This window comes from Salinibacter sp. (genome assembly GCF_042218895.1).
In the GTDB taxonomy this organism is placed as follows: Bacteria; Bacteroidota; Rhodothermia; order Rhodothermales; family Salinibacteraceae; genus Salinibacter.
Map to the genome: position 1 here is coordinate 12,900 of NZ_JBDGQQ010000118.1, position 20,172 is coordinate 33,071.

Consider the following 20,172-nt stretch of genomic DNA (forward strand, 5'->3'; position numbering starts at 1 on the left):
GGAACTCAGTGTATCGATTTGGCAGCAACGGAATACACTGAGTAGACACATCCGTCCCGGGTGGCATAACGTCCGCCGCGCCGCGTGTTTACGGCGATTCGGCGGAGGCGGACGGGCTCGGTTCTACGTCCCCATTGTCGTCCTCGTCGCTGGCGGGCAGCGCGCCGTCGCACCGCCGAAGCCCGGGGGGATCCGCTGCGCCGGCCGCCGTGTCGGCCAGGAAGGCCTCCAACTGATCGTGCGTGTCCTGGGCGTCGCCATAGCCGATTTCGAGCAGTTGCTCGATGTAGCCCGGGTGGAAGAGCAGCACGCTCAGCCAGTCGGGGCTCTCTCGCTCGCGGGTCCCCAGGCCACTGGTAAGCGTTTGAATGGGGCTCGGCACCTGGTCGCGGTAGTCGTGCGCGAGGGCGTCCAGGTCTACGGAGGGCCGGATTTGGAGCAGCTCCAGCGGCCGCATGCCGTGGCGCCGGTGGGCCGGCAGCTCCTCCACGAGCGTATTGATGCGGTGCATGGTGTGGGCGTCCTGCGGCAGCGAGTCCAGGAAGATCGAGTTCATGAGCACGCCCACGATCTGGGACGTAGATGGGTAGCTCTCCAGTTCGATCTCCTCACTCTCGGCCTGGCTCCGCGAGTACTGGGTCGAGATGGCGAGAATCTTGTCGGCCCCAAGGTGGACGGCCGGGGCGAGGGGCGCGGAGAGGCGAATGCCGCCGTCCCCGTACCACGAGCCCCCGATGCGCACGGCCGGAAAGACGAGCGGCAGGGCCGAGGAGGCCATCACGTGGTCGACGGTCAGTTGCGTATGCCGCCCGATCCGGTCGGGCCGCTCCCACGCGTCGAAGCCCTCCCCCTGCACCCAGGTGACCGTCTGCCCTGTAGCGTAGTCGGTGGTTACGACGGCCAGGGCCCGCAGGCGTCCCTCGGCCAGGTTGGGACGCACCCCCGAGAGCGTGCCGTCCGGCTCGTCGAGATGGTCGTGGAGCGTCTCCGAGAGGGGTGTGGTGTCCAGCAGGCCGTGCGTTGACCGCACGTTCGCCGAGGTGGGCTCCTCCGGAGACGCCGCCTGTGCGTCCCAGAGCATATCCCAGAGGAGGCTGAGACGGGACTCCACCACGATGATGTCTTCGAGCTCACGCCCGGTCCAGGCATCCACCACGTGCTGGGCCGCGTCCCTGAACGTGCCCGTGTGGTTGCCCAGATGAGCGGCGTTAATGGCACCGGCCGACACGCCAGTCTGAATCGGAAAGTACGCCTCGGGAAAGGCCTCGGCAATGTAGCGGATCACGCCCGCCTGGTAGGCGGAGCGCGCTCCTCCCCCCGTGAGAAGGATGCCGGGCGTGGGTGGCTGCTGCCGAGTCGTCCCAAGGAGTTGCGTCCAGTACCGCCGGAGAGCCTTAAGCACGCCAGGAATCAACATTGAGCAGAGCGCGACGCCTTGAAGGTGTCGACCATCCAGCAGAAGCGCAATCCGCGTGCCGATGGCCCGCGGGTTGGGCCGACCGTGTTGGACGAGTGCCTCGCGCGGCCGATGCTACCGCAGTCGGTCGTACACCGCGGTGCCGGCGTGCAGAAGAAGGGGCACCGCGCAGAGACAGCCCAACCCCATGAGTGCAGCGCCATCGACAGGATACGCATCTGGGTTCCGCCAAGCCAACCAGCGGATGTATCCAATCCCAACGAGGCCGAAGATGGCCTCCGCCTCGACCAGCGCCCAGGTCGCGCCCAGTAGGCCTTTCGTTACACTCCACGGTCCCGGCCCGAAATACTGGTACGCTGCCCACCCAACATATCCGAGGAAAACGGCAAAGGCGGCCCCAAAGAACACGCCGAAGATCGTCCGAGACACCGGATTGACGGGGGTTCCTGAGAGCAGACGTGCAGGGGGGACCGAGGCCAGATGGACGGTCGTTTCCAGCAGTACGGCGTGCCCGACGAGGAAGCTCGAAAGCACCACGGCATCGGGCCTGCGGCGAAGCTGCTCGCGAAACAGGAGCCGAAGCAGCAGACTGAATAGGCCCACCACAGCCAAATAGGTGACAATCTGCCCTTCCTGGGACTCGACAAACTGGAGAAGGGCTGCGACTGTTTGAGTCAGAGTCGAGGGAGCGTCGTCAGAGAGCAGCCCGCTCGGTTCGGCGATAGCGGACGCCCGCACCGAAACCAATGCATCGGTCCAGATCAGACCGCGGATCGCTACGTACTGAATGACTAAGGTCGCCAGCAGGTAGCGACCTGGACTCATGAGCCGGTTCCGGTCCCCATTCAAGTAGGCCTGCAGGGCCTGCCCCGGGACAACGGTTAACGCCCACACTGTCTCCAGAAAGCCCTGCTCAATGTCCAGGAACTCCCGCATGAAATCCTCTAGGACCCCACCGGTTGAGACCGATGAGGCTGCCTCCTGTCCACAGTCTGGACAGTAGGTCCCAATGAACCGCCGCCCGCAGGCTGGGCACTCGGCGGCGGCGCCCCCCGCTTCAGAGCCGTTCTCCATGCCCTGGCCCGAAAGAGTGGTCGGCTCGTCCTGGTCGTCGCACTCAGAAGACACAATGGACTCGTCCCCGCATGTCGATCAGCAAGGAGACCGGAGCACCACAGGTACGGCCCGTCCCGGAAATCCGGCTGGCGAGGACAGGCCAACCTTTCCCGAAATACACCACTGTCGAAGGTAACGAGATCAATCTCTGAGGCGTCAAGGCACGGGCGTAACAGAGTTGAAAGACCTGGGCAAGCCTCCCGACAATCCTGATTCGCTCGTGGAGTCTTACGTGATTGCACGCGCAAGAGCTGTGGGGTCATCGGGATTTTAGGTCGTGACGCGGTCCTCACAAGACGGCCAATCCCTTCTGGCGAAGCGTTGGGCTAAATCGGAGTTCCTCCCCGCACCGCGCAGCGGAGGCGGGCCCCCGACGAGACGGACAAGATAACCAGGACCAATTCCTACGAGCAGAATCACGCATGCCCGAACTCCCCAACCGAATGCCCGCTTGGTCGGTGATGCGACATCTCCAGGATCCTTCCGCTACCCAGGCCTAGAAGGGAAAATACTCCAGCCCCCGGTGGCCACAGCCTGATGGCAACCGTCTCCCACACGTACAGGGAGCGAGCCCACTTGTCAAGCCATTCCAGCGCGCAAATTGGGCTCGATGGCACCGCCGGGGGTGTGGCATGCACCAGGGCCCAGGGCCCCACCCCCAAGCAGTCCGCCGACTACCTACCCCCCCTTCAGTGACAGCCTGCATATGTATGCGAGCCAGGCGGCAGCGATCACTCCCGGCTCCGTGCCGATCCCGATGAGCAGCCGGAGCCGAAGCGCACTTGCGTCTTCAGGAGACTGGCTGCTCGGGGCCTGTTCGCCCTGAGATTGGGGTTCTCGTAGCTTCGGTAAGCATTCAGAGAATTGAGTCGTCCGGATCAGAACGTTCCAGAACAGAGAACAACATTGAAATTTTGTTTCTTCATTCACACTTTAGCGGTTAGAAATCCCAGCGACAAAATGGGGAAGGTTTCTCTATGAGGTTCAGGTACCAAGAGATTTCAACCCTCTTGTCCCCTCAACTCTCGCGACGTACCTTCATCACATCTTGAGAACCGCGCTCATTCTCCATGCAATACGACCGTTCTGTTCTTCATCGCACTTCCATTTTCCTTCTCGCCGCCCTCCTTGGCTACTGCGGGTCGCCCTCCCTGGTGCATGGGCAGGAGGAAGGCGCCCTGTACCCGATGCAGCAGAAAACCAAGTGGGGGTTTATCAATGCTCTAGGGGAATGGGAAATCGAGCCCCAGTACCCTCAGGTCTTGTCTTTTCAGGATGGATTGGCGGCGGCCCGAACGGCAGGGCAAAACAAGTGGGGTTTCTTAAACCGGGAAGGGGAATGGGAAATTCCCCCAAATTACGGCAAGAAGCGTGCTGCATACCGAAATTATGGGGGCAAAAAGTTTTACAGCGCTCCCTTTGATCCCTTCAACGGCGAGTATGCTCCTGCCATGGTCGATGGCTCGTTGGCCCTCATCAACAAAGAGGGGGACACCGTGAAGAAATTCCCGGAGTACAGTATGCTCAGACCATTCCACGATGGGCTCGCCGCTTTTGCGAAGGACGAGCAAAAGGGCTACATAAATAAAAAGTGGGACGTCGTAATAGAACCCGAATACGAGGAAGTAGGTGACTTCCACGCTGGACTGGCGTATTTCCAAGAAGACTTCGGAGATGACTACGGGTTTATCGACAAAAACGGGAATATCGTCATCGAACAGGAGTTCGAAGAAGTGGGTCACTTCGAAAACGGATTGGCCCCCGTAAGGACTGGTGCGTTCGAGCCGTTCGGCTACATCGATACGAACGGAGAATGGGCAATCGACCCGGCGTATGAAGAGGCCAAACCGTTCTCGGAGGGACTTGCCTTCGTGAAAACAGAGGAGAGGGCCTATTACATCGACGAAAACGGAAATCCACAAATTACCTCCCCGATTGAGGGATTCAAGATTTGCCACGGCCATACCTTCGACAAAGGCCTCGCCATGGTAGGCCTCGTCGAGGAGAATAAGAACTGTGGACGTGTGATTCAGGTCGGATCTTTTGGGAAAGCCGCCAACAGCGCCTACGCGTACATCAATAAATCAGGGGACATCATTTACCGGCAATCGTTTGAGGACGGACGATATCTCAAACGCCAGCAGGATTCGATCCGGGCGGCGGAGCGGAAAGCCGAAAAGCGCAGGGAGAAGGCCGAAGCCCGCGAGGAACGAAAGCAACTGGCGAAGTGTGCTGACTTCAAATCGTTTGGGGACACGACCGCAGCCAGCTACATCGAAATTGGCTACAAGGGCGTGAACAGACGGTTTTACTACGGGAATGACGTGTTCGAGCGAAAAGAGTCAGACACCTTTCGGTACCACGTTCCCCCACTCCAGCGCAAGAGTGGTCATACCTTCCTTCAGATCCAGCCGATCACAGTAGAACCGTCCTTCATGGACCCGGACGAACTGGAGGCGCAGAACCTGGGCTACCGCTTCAGTCTAAGCAGTGGGGCTTTTCAACAGAACGAGAATGACTGCATCAAATTTCCAACCGACGCGACTCGGGACGGCTCGGTCATGAACGTGAAGACAGAAAGACAGTCGTCACTGTGGACACAAGGACAAATCAAGTACACCGACGCTGATAACAGCGAGAGTTACGTTTTAATCAACGTCCACCCTAACAAGTACAAGACATCAATTAATTCAGAAAATGGATCCTCTGATAAGGGCGGTTTTATCCTCAAAGATGATGGAGACAGGCTTTTTATCGACAACAATGATAAGCTTATCTTCAAGTACTATCCGAACGATCAGAAACTAGAAATCTCCGCCCGGGTCAGTGAGAAGGCAGAAGGAGGAGGCGTAAGCTCCTATGGCTCCAGATCTGTAATCCAAAACTTCGACGGCTCCACCGGTAAGTACGTTAACCGAGTTGTCGATCGATTCGATGATCATTACGTCGAGTATCATCATGTCGTCTCTTACTCTCAAGAAAATGTGTACGTGAAGACGTACCGAAAAGATTTTACAAAGGAGGGCGTCACTGCTCCCGACGGAGAAGTTACCCAAGATGACCTCTCATTTTCTGACGAACATCTTGTAGGAGAGTATAAAGGGGCAGGTTATACAACGGCTGTTGATCTTGAGCCAGTCGTTTACGATCTCTCCGAGAACTGATTCGTCTCTCACTGCCAGGAGTGCCAGCGCGGGGGACCTTCCGGGGGATACGTCGGAGCCTTCCGATCAGACCGTCGGGGGGCGGAGAAGATACCAATCCTCACCGGCTGCGGCGGGTGAGAACCCGTCTTCCGCACCCGCAAGGTGGCAGCAATGAAAAAGGGGTCGGACCCCAAAAGCGTCAACTGAGAGTCTACAGAAGAGCGCTGTGCTTCATTCCCATCTTCAACACCCCCGCTGGCGGCCCGGCAGGATTCAGACATTGGGTGTTAAGATTTTACAATCATTGTAGGAAAAGACACATATTCGGGCCGTGTTCGTCCTACTTCCCTACTTCGACCTGCGTTGAGACCGACCGAAACTACCGATCGTGCTCTCTGCGAGCAATCCATTCAGCAGAGAGGGGCGCCGAGCCCTCAAAAAGTACAATTAATGCTATCATGTTGGGTATAATTCGCAGGTAGTTATTCAAAATCAGTCGCCTCGGCGGACGGGGTGTTGAAGATGGGTTCATTCTCTGTTTCCACTTCTAAGGCACGCTTCTGATATGGACTCGAGTCGATGAGCACGCCCTTGAGTTTCCCATCGAGAGCTGCGAGAGCACGGCCTGAGGGCAGCTGAGTGCATCCTGCAGTCACACAGCGCCGCCCGGACTCACCGTCGTGCCCGACCCCGACAACGCAAACCTACGACGAGCCCGGATCTTGCGACCGCCCCAGGCAGGGTGCCGATTGCGCACCTCGCAGACGGCCTCCTCCACCCGAGAGGGCGTTTTGTTCGGCGAGTGGTTCGGGCGCCAAGACCGCTCTTCGAGGCCTTCGGGGCCTTCCTCTCGGTAGCGCTCCAGCCACTTGTAGCCGGTGGGACGGCTGATGTTGAACCGTCGGCAAAGGGGCGCTCATGTTGGCCCCTTGTAGGTCGGCGAGCATGACGAATTCGAGTTTAAGGAACATCTTGGATTGGTTTTGCCAGGGCATGGGAACATCAGTTTTTCGGGGGTACCCTTATAGCTGGCAATGTGTTAAGGATGTCCCCGGTCTATACAAGACCCGTGAGGGTCGAAAAGACCATCCAATTGCAGGGCCATCCGTGCGGCATGAATATCTTTTGGACCTGATGTTTTTCTCAAAATATCCGTAACAACAGAGTGTAGGACGGCCGTTTTGTGGGCGGCGTCGGCGCAGGACGCCATCGGCGATCCATTGTTCGAAAACGAAAAACACAGCCTCCCTCTGCCCTCCCATGTCCAATGTCGACGCGCTACCTACACGCTTCTTCGCTGCCGCATTCCTTCTGTCCCTCGCCGCCGGGTTCGGGGTCTCGTCCGCGCTCGCTCAGGAGAATGGAGCACCTCAGGACGAGACGCTCTTCGGAAGCGTCCAGTCGAGCGGCGGCTACGGGGCCCCGACCGTTGCTCTGACGACCCTGAACGGCGAGACGGCCGCCATGATCGGCGGCCAGGGCGGTTGGGTGCTCAACAGGCGCTTCGTGATTGGGGGTGCCCTGCGAGGCGTTGCCCCGCGTCCGGAGGTTGATTTGCGGAACCGGGCTCCGGATGATCCTGAGTCGGCGCAGGTTCATCTGGGGTACATGGGCCTCCTTCTTGAATACATCGGCGCCCCCTCCGAGCTCTTGCACTACGGTGCCCAACTCGTCGGCGGCGGGGGCACGGTTGAACTCGTCGATGATCAGGGCTTCCGGGCCGGCGTGTCGGTGTCGGATGAAGGTGTCGAGCGGTCTGCTGTGTTTGCCGCGGAGCTGGGAGCGCGCGCCGAACTCAACGTGACTAGCTTTTTTCGGATCGGGCTCAGCGGGGGATACCGGCTCGTCTCGGGATCGGATCTGCAGAAGGCGGACGTCTCGGATAGCGATCTCAGCGCCCCCTACGGCCAGCTCTCCCTTCGCTTCGGGCGCTTCTGATCCCATCTTTGCTCCCCTCTTCCCCGGGTGACCGAGCTCGTGAAGTTATCCACCGATTGTGCCTTTCACGATACCGTTGGTTCTGATTTTCCATCACATTGGGGCCAGGGTCGAGCCCACGCCTGCTATGATGTCGTTTCCAGCCATCGTCGGCTCTGATAATCGTCAGCCGCACGCTCGTGCGGGTGATCCCAGACGAAGGGGGCTATCGTGAACGTTCCCCCCTGCGCGGCGTACCAGAAGATCGTCGTGTGTTACCAGTGGGGTGATCGTGGGGACAACGGTCGACTCCAGGTCGTTCGCTCCTACGGACGAGTTCAGCAGGATCCTGACGCCGCAGGCCTCGACCCTCGCAACGATCGGTGTCCTGCGGAGTTGCCACACGGACCTTGGCGCGTCGTTTGTCTCCCGATTTCCCGCTCCTTCCAATCCGCCTGACCTCAGACATGGCAGCGATCCAGCTGGAGGGCCTCACGAAACACTTCGGCGACGTGGTCGCCCTCGACAACGTCGATCTCACTGTCCAGGAGGGGGAGATCTTCGGCTTCCTCGGTCCCAACGGCGCCGGGAAGTCTACCACCATTGATGTCCTGCTGGACTTTGTCCGCCCCACCGCCGGACGGGCGATGGTTCTCGGGTTTGACGCCCAGCGCGAGCCCCTGGCCATTCGGGAGCGCACAGGCGTGCTGCCCGACGCCTACCAGGTGTACGACCGCCTCACCGGCCGCCAACACGTCCAGTTCGCCCTCGACTCCCTGCACGTCGACGACGATCCTGAGGCGCTGCTGGCCCGCGTGAACATCGAGAATGCGGCCGATAGACCCGCAGGGGACTACTCCCAGGGAATGCGCCAGCGGCTGGTGCTGGCGATGGCGCTCGCCGGCACCCCCGACCTGCTGGTGCTGGACGAACCCACCACGGGCCTGGACCCGAATGGCGCCCGCGAGATGCGCCGGATCATCCGTGAGGAGCGGGACCGTGGAGCGACCGTGTTCTTCTCCAGCCACATCCTCGAGCAGGTGGAAGCCATCTGTGATCGGGTCGCCATCCTCAACCGCGGCCGGATCGCCGCCGTCGATACCATCGAGGGCCTGCGGGACGCGACGGAGGCAGGAGAGGCACTCACGATCACCGTCGACACCGTCCCTAAGGGGGGCGTTGAGCGTGTGGAGACCGTTGAGGGGGTTCAGTCCGTAGCCGTCGACGGTGACGTGGTGACCGTTCACACCAACGGCGGGAGCAAGACCACCATCCTCCACGCGCTGGAGGACTGCGGAGCGGAAATCCGCGACTTCACCACCGAGGAGGCCTCCCTCGAAGAACTGTTCGCCCGCTACACCGAGGACCGGGAGGCTGCCCTGCCCGGGGGGGATCCGTCGTGAGCTGGACGAGCGTTGCCCGGAAGGACTTTCAGGACGCCCGCCGGTCGCGGGTGCTGTGGGCACTGGCGGTGGTGTTTCTGGCGCTGGCGGCGGGAGTGGCAAGCCTGTACGCCTTCGTTCCCAACATCACTGCCGAGCCGGAGGTGTCGACCATCGGCCTGCTCGGCTTTCTCGCCTCGCCGGTGACGCTGTTCGTCGCCGTCGCCTCGGTAGTCGTGTGCTACAAGTCTGTCGCGGGCGAGGCCGAAAGCGGATCCGGCAAACTGCTGTTGAGCCTGCCCCACACCCGCCGCGACGTCATCCTCGGGAAGGTTGTCGGCCGCGGACTCGTGCTCACGATCCCTGTCGCCGTCGGCCTCGTGGTCATGCTCGCGGTCGTATTCGCCGGGGGTGTCCCCTTCTCTCCGGTCGACTACGCCATGTTCGTCGTCGTCACGCTGTTTTTTGCTCTGGCGTACGCGGCCGTCTTTGTCGGCGTCTCCGCGTCGACCACCTCCACCACCCGGGCGGCGACGATCAGTGTCCTGTTGCTTGTTCTCTTCGAACTCGCATGGGACGTCGTGCCCCTGGGGGCCTGGTTCGTCGCCAATGGCTTCCAGGTGCCCCGCGGGGTCTCGGCAGGAAATCTTGGGGCGAGGCCGGACTGGGTCGCGTTCCTGTTCCAGCTGCCGCCCAGCGGCGCCTACCAGAATGCCATCGGGGGATTCCTCTCAGGATCCGGTTCGGAGCCGTTCTTCCTCACGAACTGGTTTAGCCTAATCGTACTGACGCTGTGGGCGCTGGTGTCACTGGCAATCGGGTCCGCCAGGTACCAGCGGACCGACCTGTAGGCCTGCTCCCAGAACGAGACCGCCGACAGCGCCTCGTTCCTTTCAACGCCGGGCGTTAGGCCAAGGCACGTCCGTTCCCTGTCGAACAGGTCAACCACCCCTTCTATCGCGCCCTGAACGGAGTGGGGAAGTCGTCTTGGGCCGTACTGCCGGATCCACGCGTGTGACCCATCCGGGATCTCTTCGGCCCTGAAAAGCAGGGAGCCAGAGACAGGGAGCCCTGGCCGAACATCTTTTTCCGTTCCCGGCCCTCTACCGGCCGGGCCCAGCCTGCGTGACCGAGTCGGGTACCTGGTATCGGGTCTTGAGCTGCCGAAGCTTGCGCTTCAGACGTTTCGTCACCTCTGCGTAGTCGGGATGGCCATAGACGTTGTTAAGCTCGTGGGGATCCGTTTGGAGGTCGAAGAGGGACCACTGATTGGCCCAGTAGTGGTGGATGAGTTTGTACCGGTCGGTGCGGACCCCCTCGTGGCGCATTACGCTGTGCACTGCAGGGTACTCGTAGTAATGGTAGTAGAGCGCATCTCGCCAGTCGTCGGGGGTCTTGCCCCGAAGGAGAGGACTCAGGCTCCGGCCCTGCATGGCATCCGGGGCCTTCACGCCGGCTGCGTCCAAAAAGGTCTGGGCGATGTCCAGGTTCTGAACGAGGGCCGAGCTCTCCGAACTGGGCTCCACCACACCCGGCCAGCGCACCAGCAGCGGCATCCGAAAGGACTCTTCGTACATCCACCGCTTGTCGAACCATCCCTTCTCGCCCAGGAAGAATCCCTGGTCCGAGGCGTACACGACGATGGTCTCCTCGGCCACCCCAAGTCGGTCAAGCTCGTTAAGCAGACGGCCAATCTGATCGTCCATCGACCGGATGGAGCGAAGGTAATCCTTGATGTATCGCTGGTACTTCCACCGCGTTAGGTCGCGGCCCTGGAGGTCGCCGTCGCGGTACGCCTCGTGGAAGTTCTTATTCGTCGGCCCGTAGGCGTCCATCCAGGCCTTTCGTTGCTCGGGCGTGAAGCGGTTGACCATGCGGCGGGCCCAGTAGGTCGAGTCGCTGGATGTTCCCGGGCGGATGTTCAGCTTCAGGTCCCAGCCCCATGACAGGTCGTTGGCAATCTCCATCTCCTGCATCGTCGCTGGCGATGACAGCCCCGAATAGTCGTAGAAGAGGCTTCGAGGCGCCGGCACTGTCACGTCGTCGTAGGTCGTGAGGTGCTCGGGGCCGGGCTGCCAGTTGCGGTGAGGGGCCTTGTGCTGGTACATGAGGAGAAACGGTTCGTCCTCGTTCTGGCCCTCCTGGAGCCAGCGGATGGCCCGATCTGTAATGATCTCCGACACATACCCGGTGTACTGGGTCGTATCCGAGGGTCGGCGGAATGTGGGATTGTAGTACACGCCCTGCCCCGGAAGCACCTCCCAGTAGTCGAAGCCCTGCGGCTCGCTCTTTAGGTGCCACTTGCCGATCATGGCTGTCTGGTACCCCGCGTCCTGCAGGAGTTCCGGAAAGGTTGTGACCGACTCCGCGAGGCTATCGGACGTCTGGTTGGTCCGTACACCGTTCATGTGACTGTGCTGGCCGCTGAGGATGGTAGCCCGGCTGGGGGCACAGATTGAGTTGGTGACGAAGGCGTTGCGGAAGACCATGCCCTCCTCCGCGAGACGGTCGATCTCCGGCGTGGGATTGAGGTGAGCAAGCCGTCCGCCGTAGGCCCCGAGGGCCTGCACGGCGTGATCGTCACTGAAGATAAAGACGATATTGGGACGATCCGCACTGGCCTGGCCCGATTGGGCGAATGTCGGTGCCGTCAGGACACAGGCGATCACGGCAGCGAGAAGGGCGGAGACGTCCCAAAACGACGAGTAGCGAGAAGAGGGCAGACGCATCGGTTCACTCGTGGTGTGCGAGAAAAACAGCACCCCTTCGACCCCGAAGGCGAATGATACGTGCGCATCTCCCGAAAGTCAACGCTGCCTCGATGCTCCTCTCATCCTCTCTTCTTGCACGTCGGAGATGTCTTTCGCGCACCGGATGCCCACGTGAAAGAGCGACGTTCTGGGGGTGGCACCTGATCGGGCAAATACGTAGTATCCCCTGCATTCCCGACAAATGAAGGAGCCGCCCCGCAGGACTCGTTTGCTTCGCTTCGTGGGCCGAAACGCCGTATTTCGGTGTTCGTAGGGGCGCTTCCAGGTCGCCGTCCACTCCCACACATTGCCGCTCATGCCCTGTAGGCCGAGTGCGTTTGCCCCAAAGGCCCCGGCCGGGGCGGTGTATCGGTACCCGTCGGCGGCGGTGTTCCGGGCCGGATAGCGTCCCTGCCACGTGTTGGCGTGCTCGATCCGGGCCTCCCGGTCCCGACACGATCCGTCCCACGGACAGAGCGCCCGCACGTTGCGGCCCTCCCGAGCAGCGTGCTCCCACTCTACCTCTGTGGGAAGTCGCTTGTCAGCCCACTGGCAGTAGGCCTGCGCATCGTTCCAGGACACCTGCGTCACCGGATGATCGTCCGGGGCCGCCGGTTGATTGGGGCCCCGGGGGTGATGCCAGGTGGCCCCCTTCACGAGGCGCCATTGCCCATTTTTCAGAGCCCCTGCGTTCCCAAAATTTTCTGCCTGGGTCTTGTGGCCGGTCTCCTCCACGAACTCCCGAAACTGAGCAACCGTCACGGGGTGGACGTCCAGAGCGAAGGCGTCAACCTCCGCCCAGAAGGGGGGATGGGCGTCTTTCCCGAACAACGGCCGGGGGCCCGCAGGCTGGCTGCGGCGCAGCTGCTGCCAGCGCTCAGTTTTGATCCCGATCTGCGTGCTGCCACTCGGGACGTAGACCATGCCGTCCGGGATGTCGAGGTTCGCGGGCGCCGTTCCAGTAGTGGGGTCGTCCGAGTCTCCCGACGACGTCGCCTTGGAGGTTGTGTCCGGAGCGGTGCCTTGGGACGACGCATGCGCGTCTGCAGAGCGGGAGGGGTCCGATGCGCGTTGACAGCCAACCATGAGGAGTAGGAGAACCAAGGCAGCCCCGCCCCAGGAGATTAGGATCCGTATCTGGTGGCCCATCGGTTCGTACGAAAGACATCTCGGTGGGAGCAAGAATAGTGCACGCGGTTGCAAGGTCGCCAACGTGCTAGAGTAGGTCAAACGAGGACAGCCCTGCTCAGAGAGACGACGGGACTCCTTGGAGCGCATTCGTGACAGCGGGGGCGGCCTCGTCGCAACCTGCGCACAACAAGTAAAAATGGAGCAGCGGCCGGTGCCGCTGCCCCGGTGGGCCCGGCTGTTCGGGCCTGTTCCTACCCTTTGAACGGAAGATCCAGGGTGTTGGTCTACGAGGCTACGAGACGACTTTTAGGACAATCTTGCCTGCGTTCTCGTTGTTTTCCATACGGCGATGGGCGTCGGCCACCCGGTTCCAGTCATAGGTCGAATCGATGACCGGTTGGAACTGCCCATCAACAAATCCCGGCAACACGTTAGCGGCAAAGTCCTGCGTCAGCTGGACCTTGTAGGCGAGGCTGCGGTCCCGGAGAGTGGAGGCGAGAAGCTGAGCCCGCTTCGCCATAAGGTCGCGCAGGTCCATCCTCTCGACGGTGCTTCCTCCAAGGGTAGCAAGTTGAATAATCCGACCGTCTTTGGCCAGGGAGGCCACGTTTTGGTGGAAGTACGGGGCTCCTATGAAGTCGATGAGGAGGTCAACCCCGTCCCCGTCAGTGAGGGCATTGATCCGATCGGCGAAATCTTCCGACTCGTAGTCGATGGTGGCTTCCGCTCCGAGGGCGCGGCAGACATCGTGCTTCGGGGCCGAAGCGGTAACATACGGGTGGGCACCAGCGTCGTTGGTGAGCTGAATCGCCGCGGTCCCCACCCCGCTTGCGCCGGCGTGAATGAGCACTTCGTGGCCGCCCTGAACCCCCCCCAGCCAGTGCAGGGACTGGTACGCCGTTAAGAAGACCTCCGGAATGGCCGCTGCTTCTTCTAGGGAGAGGCTCGGCGGCACGGCCATAAGCAGATCCTTATGGACAACCGTGTACTCTGCGTAGCCGCCCCCGGCGAGTAGAGCGAAGACGCGATCGCCCTCGTGCCAGTCGATGACTCCCTCCCCCACCTCCTCTATGATACCAGCCATTTCGAGTCCGAGGATATTGGAGGCCCCCTCGGGCGGCGGATAGTGCCCACGGCGCTGAAACGTGTCGGCACGGTTGAGGGCAGTGGCGTGGACCTGAACCTGCACCTCGTTGGCGCCGGGCGAGGGAGTGGGGGCCTCGCCGATGGTCATATGCTCGGGATCGCCCTCTTCAGTGACAATGACAGCACGCATGAACGAAACGGAATCGACGTGTAAAACGCGAGGAAGTGTTTTAGAGGTGAGCACGTCCTTATAGACACGCAAATGGTGTATTCCGCAAAAGTCAACTTCTGTGTTCGATTTCTTTTAGTTTTGGGGCCGTCCTGAAGCAGGGCGCGCGGGCCCCTACCCCGCTCATGACTGCGATACGCCTCGGCGGGCGAGGTCCAGCGCAGCGGAAGCAAGGAGCTTTTTACTCGGGGCCGATCCTCTACGAAATGGTGCCGGTGGGCATGACTGCCAGAGACGTCGGCAGACCCATCCCAGACGGTACTGGCTTTTCGGGCGTTCCGCCCGTGGGCCCAGCAATACCCGTCGTGGACACGCCTACGGTCGTCCCGAGGACGGACCGAGCACCTTCGGCCATTTGCACGGCGACCCCCTCGCTGACCACACCATACTCCTGCAGGAGGTCGGCCTCGCCCCGCGAACGCTCTGCTTCACGCTGTTGGCGGAGGCAACGACGCTCCAGAGGCAATAGTCAGACGACCCGGAAGTGCTCGTCAATCGATGCCCGATGAGATCCCCCGTGGCACTTTCGGCACTCCCAATGGTGGCCTCCTGCTCCCGGACCTTGTCGCCGAGCACCTCCAGAGTCACGTCGCCAGTCGTGCTTGTAGATCAAGGTCATCCACGGGCTGACGCTTCGCTAGACCGAAGGGTTCGTGGAGTCACTCGTCGAAATTGATGGGGCTGGAGGAACAGATGCCTGTGCCCGACGACACGACCCTCTCGAAGCGGCGGGGAGACCTGGACATGGAGATTCAAGGCTCCGAAGCCCTCAAAGCAAGTGAGGCCGGACCTGAGGAGAAAAACGTGCATCTGGTCATCGATCCGACCGGCTTGAAGGTCTACGGGGAAGAAAAGTGGAAGCAGCGCATCCATGGAAAGCAAAAGCGGCGACGTGATGAAAGTCTCCCCTCTGAGAAGAGGTTTGAAGTAGCCTCTCGGCCCGGAGTCTCTCTCTGGCCCAAGCACTCTTCAACTTGAGGTGGGTGAGCAGACGGATGTCCAAATGCGACGCGCGAGCCTGGCGTCGTAGAGGGCGCGGTGATGATGGCCCTCTTCGGGAGTCAAGACGTCCAGGCGCTCGGCAGCATTGGTAAGAGAGACCTGCTCCTTGTCCCCGAGGAAGCTGGTTGCCTTGGGTTGGAGGTCCCTCCAGGTCCTCCTCCGAAGCTGCTGGTGAATTTGAAAGCAGTCGGCCAGCACTGCCGTCTGCAGAAGCATGCGCCTGTCGTAGGTCGCGCTGAAGGCCCATATGGCATCGGCCTCGGCAAGAAGCGCCTTCAATCGGTCGGCAACGGCCGGAAACGCGGGGGCGTCCCTCAACTCCTCTTCCGTGATGCCATGCACGCGCCGGGCTCCCCTGGTGACAGGAGCAAGGGGAGACACGAGGGTATCAATCAGCACCCTGCCCCGTCCGGTAACGGCGCCAATTTCAATCACGGCGTCCTGGCGGCGGGAGCCGGTCGTCTCCGTGTCGAGGAAAATGTCCATCGGCGGATGGCTGACGGTTTCGTGGATTCTTTCTGGATCGAAACGACGTCCGACCGCAACTTCTGTCGACTGATATGGCTTGCGCTTCAGGGGGGCAGCTTCGGGGCACCCTGCACGCCCTACGCTCACTACGAGGAAGCGCAGGCGACCGGTCCTGCTTTGCCGGTGGGATGCTGAAGAAAGCACCAGATCGGCCCTATCGGCTCGGCCCCTGTTGGCTCGGCGACTGAGCATCGGAGACTTGAATCAACTCCGCTGCTACCTTCTCGATGCCCTCTGCCGCCTTTCCGGCAGGCGTGCCCGTAGGATCTGATCGGAAGGGCACCCCAAGCCTCCCTCCCTTCCACTTTTTGCGGGGCTCCGAATGTGGGGGACGCCCTCGCTTTTCGGCGCAGCGGAGACACAGCGACGCGCCCGGGGCGACGGCGCCAGCGTTTCCAGGCGACCGAGCGCAAGCGGGCCCGCAAACGCGAAGATCTGATCGAGTCCCCAGAGAGGGCGGGGCTTCTCGCTGCGGCCAAAAAACCCGGCAATAAGGGCTCGTTCGGGGCGCAGGTTGGAGAAGGGAATCGCCTCCGGGTACTTCCGGACGAGCCGGTTGTACGCCGCCGGTCCCTTCTGGAGGCTGTCAGCCATGTGGGCGGTGGTCCAGGGGCTCGTCTCCAGAGCAAGGTAATTCAGTTCTCCGCGGGCCTGTAAGGTCCCCAGAAGTGCGCTCAGAAGGGCGGGAATCTCCCTGGTGCCGTGCGATTCTCCAAGCACCGTAACCGTCGCCTCCGCGGCCCGCCTGCGCAGCATTTGCCCCCCTTCCCCCTGAAGGGTCTCGCCCGCCAGGCGCACCGGGTGCCGGTGTTTTCGGAGTGCCTCCTTCAGACCCAGCGAGTCAGTCTCTGATCCCGCCTGCGCCGTGGCCTGTGGGGGAAAAAAGCTTAGCCCGACGGCAAGGCCCATGACCGCCATGGTCACGAGGCGGATGGGATCACGACTGCTTCGTTGCATACCAGTATCGACTCCAATTAAGAGATCAGCACTTCGCTTTTCCTGATTGGGCCGGGTCCCTCTTGGTTGGGTCAGGCCCCTATGGCGTCAAACGGTTTCTGGCGCTCATGGCCAGAGGGCCATGCCCCCAATGACAACTGCTCCCCATAGCATCCCATAGTCCCACGGGGTCAGCCCCTGGGTCCAGAAAAAAGAGCCCTGGGCGCGGAAAGTTCGGCTTTCCCCTCGAAGGAGGAAAGCTTTTGGCCCTCAGCGGCTCTTTTCCAAGATCGGACGTGCCGGTGCTAACGAGCATCGGTGGTACCCGGCGGTCCGGCAATTTGAGCGAAGTGCTGTTTGGCCACAGCGCCGGAAAGTCTTCGAGTTGGGTCGAACCGTTGACATACTCGCCGACTTGGGATCGTACATGCCTGAGAGCGGGCAGAACCGCACGAATAGCCGCCATGATCGGACCTTAGCTGTTTGGGGCGGTATAAAAGATGATCTTCACCGGCTCATCGCTTCGAAATTGGAGCAGATCTCAGCGCTGGACCCCCCCGATCCCAGAATGACCAGATCCTCAAAAGGCTGAAAACGCATCCAAGCAGTCAACATCCGACAGGACCTTGAAAGGGGCGGGCTTACAGAAGCGATTCGGATCACAGGTTATGTCCGACGCTCCAGCCCTGAGCCGCACCGAGGCGACTCCATTTGTTTCTCTCCTTCACCGACTTCGCCCTCCGACTCATGAACGCGGCTTCGACCCGTGTTGCTCTTGCCCTTCTCTTTCCCCTTGCCACTTTCCTCCTGTGGCCTCCAGCCGCAATGGGACAGATCTCCGCTGATCGCCCCGGGTTCGGGAACGGCACAGCGACGGTGGCCCCCGGCACCTTCCAGGTCGAACTCGGGGCCGCCGCGGCCAATGATGACTTTGGCACGGATGCTGAACTCGGACAGCTTCTGCTCCGCTATGGCGTGGCTGGCTTTTTGGAGTTGAGGGGCGGGGTTGGCTCCTTGGCGCTCGATGCCCCTGACACCGAATACACCGGGACGAGCGTCGGCGGGAAGCTCCGCCTCTTCCGGTCGTCCCTGTCCGCGCTCAGCGTGGTCAGCACCTGGGCCCTTCCAACCGGGTCGGGCGCGTTCGAGGCCGACCGCGTTTCTCAGACGCTGGCGCTCGCCTACAACGGTGCCCTCAGGGAGGGCCTCAGCCTCTCGATCAACGTCGGCGCGTCCGTCCCCTACGGCGGCGACGCAGCCCCCTCATACCTCTTCATCCCGACGCTGAGCGTTGGCCTCACCGATCAGGTGGGTGGATACGTGGGCTACGCCGGCTTCTACTCCACGGGTCTCAACGCGAACTACGTAGAGGCGGGCCTGACGCTCACCTCGAGCCCAGACACGCAACTGGACGTCAACACCGGACTCCAGGTCGACGAGAACCGGAGCGCCTTCTTCGCCGGCCTCGGCTTGGCCCACCGCTTCTAAGAACGCGCGGCGTAGCGCGCCTACCCCTCGGCCGCCGTGAAGAGACGGACTTCTCCGACCCCCATCGTCACCCGGTGCGATTCCTGGGCCAAGCTGCTCCCAACCGGCGTCATCGGCTCGTGGAAGTCGAGGGTCCGCGGTCCCGCCTCGGTCGCCACGACCATCGCCGCGTCCTCCGTCCCGTAAACAACATCCGGCGTCGAGCTCCACAGCGACACCTCAGCCTCGCGGGCCAACCAACGCAACAGTGCCACGGGGAGCGGTGCCGTGCCCACGTAGACGGACGTCCAGCCGTCCCGCTCCGTCCGCACGAAGGCCCCCTCGTCCCGGTCCATCCATACCCCGAGCGGCTCGGCTCCATCGTCCGCGACGGCAAACCGGGGGTGGTGCTCCTCGTCTACACCGAAACGCGTCGGGATTTCCTCCCCCTGCATCCGCGTCCGAATCATCATCGGACCGGGCTCGTCAAGAATCTCGTGGTCGACACCCGTGAGCCGCTCCATCTGGCTGAGGTCGAGCCGATCCGGCGTGATAAAGCCTGGGGCATAGACCCAAACCACCGTGACGCCGCTCCCTCGTAGCAACTCCCGCAGCGCAGTGACCTCTTCCGCCGTCAGGTAGAACGCGTTGGGCACGAAGAGCAGCCGGTACTGCTTCAGATCTTCCGCCGTCAGGTCGAATCGGTATAGGAAGTCGACGGGGGCCCCCAGGCGGTGTAAACTACGAGCCTGCGCGTTGAGAAACCAGTGATTGAAGAAGTCGCAGTACCCGATGGCGTAGTTCGGCCACGGCTTGGCCGCCTTCCAGTGCTGGGTCGCGAAGAAGCTTTTCGCGTCGTAGAGGGCCGCCACCTGGGCGACCGAGCCAGTGTGCAGCGTAGGCCGCTGCTCGCCCAGCTCGACAAGGCGCCGGATCTCTTCGATGATCGGCGCGTCGGCAAACCATCCACGTTGGGCCGCCTCCTCACTTCCGTAGGCCTCCGAATGCGCCTCCCCGGTCCCGAAGTCGTACAGCCAACCTCCAACTCCCCGGGCGAATACCTGCCCAAGGTCCCGTCGGAGAATCTTCAGCGTGCCCTCTTTGGTCGTGCTCCCCGAGCCGCCCACGCCGAGGGGCTCGTCGGCCAGGTACGTACTCGGGTCGATTTCCGACATGTAGAGTGTTCCGTGGCGCCGCAGCGACTCCACCAGAACACGAGGCCCCCCGTCGCCGGCCACCCCTCGGGCCCGTCCCAGCCAGTTGCCGGCCCCATCGACCACCCCGCTTTCCCAGTCTTCCTTGTCGTCCATGTTGGTGCCCTGATACGTGTAGGGACACCCGATGAAGTCGATGTTTGGGCTCTCCAATACTGGCTTCGGGGCGAGGTGGCCAATTTCCTGAATGCGGACGACTTCGAGCAAGTAGTTGTAGAACGTGCCGACAACAACCTTCCGGCTGGAGGCCTCCTTGAGGGCCTGGGCCATGTCGAGCACCGCAGTGGCCGTGGCCTCGTGCTGGCCCCGATAGTACTCGATGACCTCTTTTTCCTCGGCTGGGTCGCGGAGCAATCCGAAGGTCGTGTTCAGGCGGGCGTCGGGCGATGGGATCGAGCCGCACCGCTCTTTCATCGGGGCGCTGTAGTCCGGGAAGTAGGAGGCCCCGTAGTAATGCCACTCCCCGGTGAGGCCCGTCGAAAAGTGATAGCCGAAGACCCGACTGCGAAGAGGGGAGTTCTCGATGTGGCGGACGTAGGCCCGCAGCATCTCGGCGGTGTCGCGGCGCCACTGCTCGGAGGCAAGGAGGCCTCCCACAGCTCGTTGCCCGAGCCCCAGCGATGGCCGCCTTCAGAGACCCGCTTTTCGAAGTTGTATCGGTCCTCCGGATACGAGCGGCCGTACTCAATCATCGCCTCCGGATGCGCTTGCTTCCACCACTCGGGCGTGGCCAGATGGATGCGGGGGAGAAACCGCGCATCGGGATTGAGCTCTAGGAGACGACCGAGGAAGGCATCCAGCATGCTCCAGTCGTACTCGTCGGGTCCCTTCCAGCCGGCCTGCATGCCTAG

14 protein-coding genes and 2 pseudogenes are annotated in these 20,172 nt (G+C 61.8%); 6 read left to right on the plus strand and 10 right to left on the minus strand.

All coding sequences use genetic code 11. From position 1 onward, the window contains the following. Positions 1–88: 88 nt before the first annotated feature. Both ABEL04_RS10620 and ABEL04_RS10625 read right to left on the minus strand, forming a co-directional pair. Positions 89–1,402: a patatin-like phospholipase family protein gene (locus ABEL04_RS10620; RefSeq protein WP_375802369.1), complete on the minus strand. Its 1,314-nt coding sequence runs from the start codon at positions 1,400–1,402 to the stop codon at positions 89–91. A 129-nt stretch (positions 1,403–1,531) separates the two neighbouring features. Next, the gene (locus tag ABEL04_RS10625) at positions 1,532–2,545 is read right to left on the minus strand and encodes a DUF3667 domain-containing protein (RefSeq protein WP_375802370.1); all 1,014 of its coding nucleotides are present in this window, start codon (positions 2,543–2,545) and stop codon (positions 1,532–1,534) included. A gap of 1,058 nt (positions 2,546–3,603) precedes the next feature. Between ABEL04_RS10625 and ABEL04_RS10630 the strand changes: the two genes are divergently transcribed. Further along, a complete protein-coding gene (locus tag ABEL04_RS10630) occupies positions 3,604–5,697 on the plus strand; it encodes a WG repeat-containing protein (RefSeq protein WP_375802371.1) in 2,094 nt (697 codons plus the stop codon). A 634-nt stretch (positions 5,698–6,331) separates the two neighbouring features. Here ABEL04_RS10630 and ABEL04_RS10635 read toward each other — a convergent pair. Then, positions 6,332–6,580: pseudogene (locus ABEL04_RS10635) on the minus strand (helix-turn-helix domain-containing protein); the annotation flags it as partial. A 359-nt stretch (positions 6,581–6,939) separates the two neighbouring features. Here ABEL04_RS10635 and ABEL04_RS10640 point away from each other — a divergent pair. The 3 genes from ABEL04_RS10640 (at position 6,940) to ABEL04_RS10650 (ending at position 9,829) form a co-directional block, all read left to right on the plus strand. After that, entirely contained in the window at positions 6,940–7,617 is a 678-nt protein-coding gene (locus ABEL04_RS10640; RefSeq protein WP_375802372.1) for a hypothetical protein, read from the plus strand. A 446-nt stretch (positions 7,618–8,063) separates the two neighbouring features. Continuing rightward, positions 8,064–8,999 carry an ATP-binding cassette domain-containing protein gene (locus tag ABEL04_RS10645; RefSeq protein WP_375802373.1) on the plus strand — a complete coding sequence of 312 codons (936 nt, stop codon included), beginning with the start codon at positions 8,064–8,066 and terminating at the stop codon, positions 8,997–8,999. Then, a complete protein-coding gene (locus tag ABEL04_RS10650) occupies positions 8,996–9,829 on the plus strand; it encodes an ABC transporter permease subunit (protein WP_375802374.1) in 834 nt (277 codons plus the stop codon). Before ABEL04_RS10645 ends, ABEL04_RS10650 begins: the two co-directional genes overlap by 4 nt. Before the next feature lie 252 nt (positions 9,830–10,081). Here ABEL04_RS10650 and ABEL04_RS10655 read toward each other — a convergent pair whose 3' ends face one another. From ABEL04_RS10655 to ABEL04_RS10670, 4 genes and pseudogenes are all read right to left on the minus strand, one after another. Next, positions 10,082–11,707, minus strand: coding sequence for a sulfatase (locus ABEL04_RS10655; RefSeq protein WP_375802375.1), 1,626 nt, complete (start codon positions 11,705–11,707; stop codon positions 10,082–10,084). Between the two features lie 78 nt (positions 11,708–11,785). Further along, positions 11,786–12,814 (minus strand): formylglycine-generating enzyme family protein, encoded by a 1,029-nt coding sequence (locus ABEL04_RS10660; RefSeq protein WP_375802376.1) that lies wholly within the window; start codon positions 12,812–12,814, stop codon positions 11,786–11,788. Positions 12,815–13,151: 337 nt separating this feature from the next. Beyond that, positions 13,152–14,135 (minus strand): NAD(P)H-quinone oxidoreductase, encoded by a 984-nt coding sequence (locus ABEL04_RS10665; RefSeq protein ID WP_375802377.1) that lies wholly within the window; start codon positions 14,133–14,135, stop codon positions 13,152–13,154. A 238-nt stretch (positions 14,136–14,373) separates the two neighbouring features. Further along, positions 14,374–14,762, minus strand: a pseudogene (locus ABEL04_RS10670) (CinA family protein). Positions 14,763–14,873: 111 nt separating this feature from the next. Here ABEL04_RS10670 and ABEL04_RS10675 point away from each other — a divergent pair. After that, the gene (locus ABEL04_RS10675) at positions 14,874–15,152 is read left to right on the plus strand and encodes a hypothetical protein (RefSeq protein WP_375802378.1); all 279 of its coding nucleotides are present in this window, start codon (positions 14,874–14,876) and stop codon (positions 15,150–15,152) included. Here ABEL04_RS10675 and ABEL04_RS10680 read toward each other — a convergent pair. Together ABEL04_RS10680 and ABEL04_RS10685 are read right to left on the minus strand one after the other, a co-directional pair. Further along, entirely contained in the window at positions 15,144–15,662 is a 519-nt protein-coding gene (locus ABEL04_RS10680) for an exonuclease domain-containing protein (protein ID WP_375802379.1), read from the minus strand. The two genes, ABEL04_RS10675 and ABEL04_RS10680, sit on opposite strands and share 9 nt — an antisense overlap. Positions 15,663–15,920: 258 nt before the next feature. Further along, positions 15,921–16,661, minus strand: a complete 741-nt coding sequence (locus ABEL04_RS10685) for a hypothetical protein (protein ID WP_375802380.1) — start codon at positions 16,659–16,661, stop codon at positions 15,921–15,923. A gap of 804 nt (positions 16,662–17,465) precedes the next feature. Between ABEL04_RS10685 and ABEL04_RS10690 the strand changes: the two genes are divergently transcribed. Further along, positions 17,466–18,128: a transporter gene (locus ABEL04_RS10690; protein ID WP_375802381.1), complete on the plus strand. Its 663-nt coding sequence runs from the start codon at positions 17,466–17,468 to the stop codon at positions 18,126–18,128. A 20-nt stretch (positions 18,129–18,148) separates the two neighbouring features. On the opposite strand, the gene ABEL04_RS10695 is transcribed toward ABEL04_RS10690, so the two are convergent. After that, the gene (locus tag ABEL04_RS10695) at positions 18,149–19,918 is read right to left on the minus strand and encodes a hypothetical protein (protein ID WP_375802382.1); all 1,770 of its coding nucleotides are present in this window, start codon (positions 19,916–19,918) and stop codon (positions 18,149–18,151) included. Positions 19,919–20,172 lie beyond the last annotated feature (254 nt).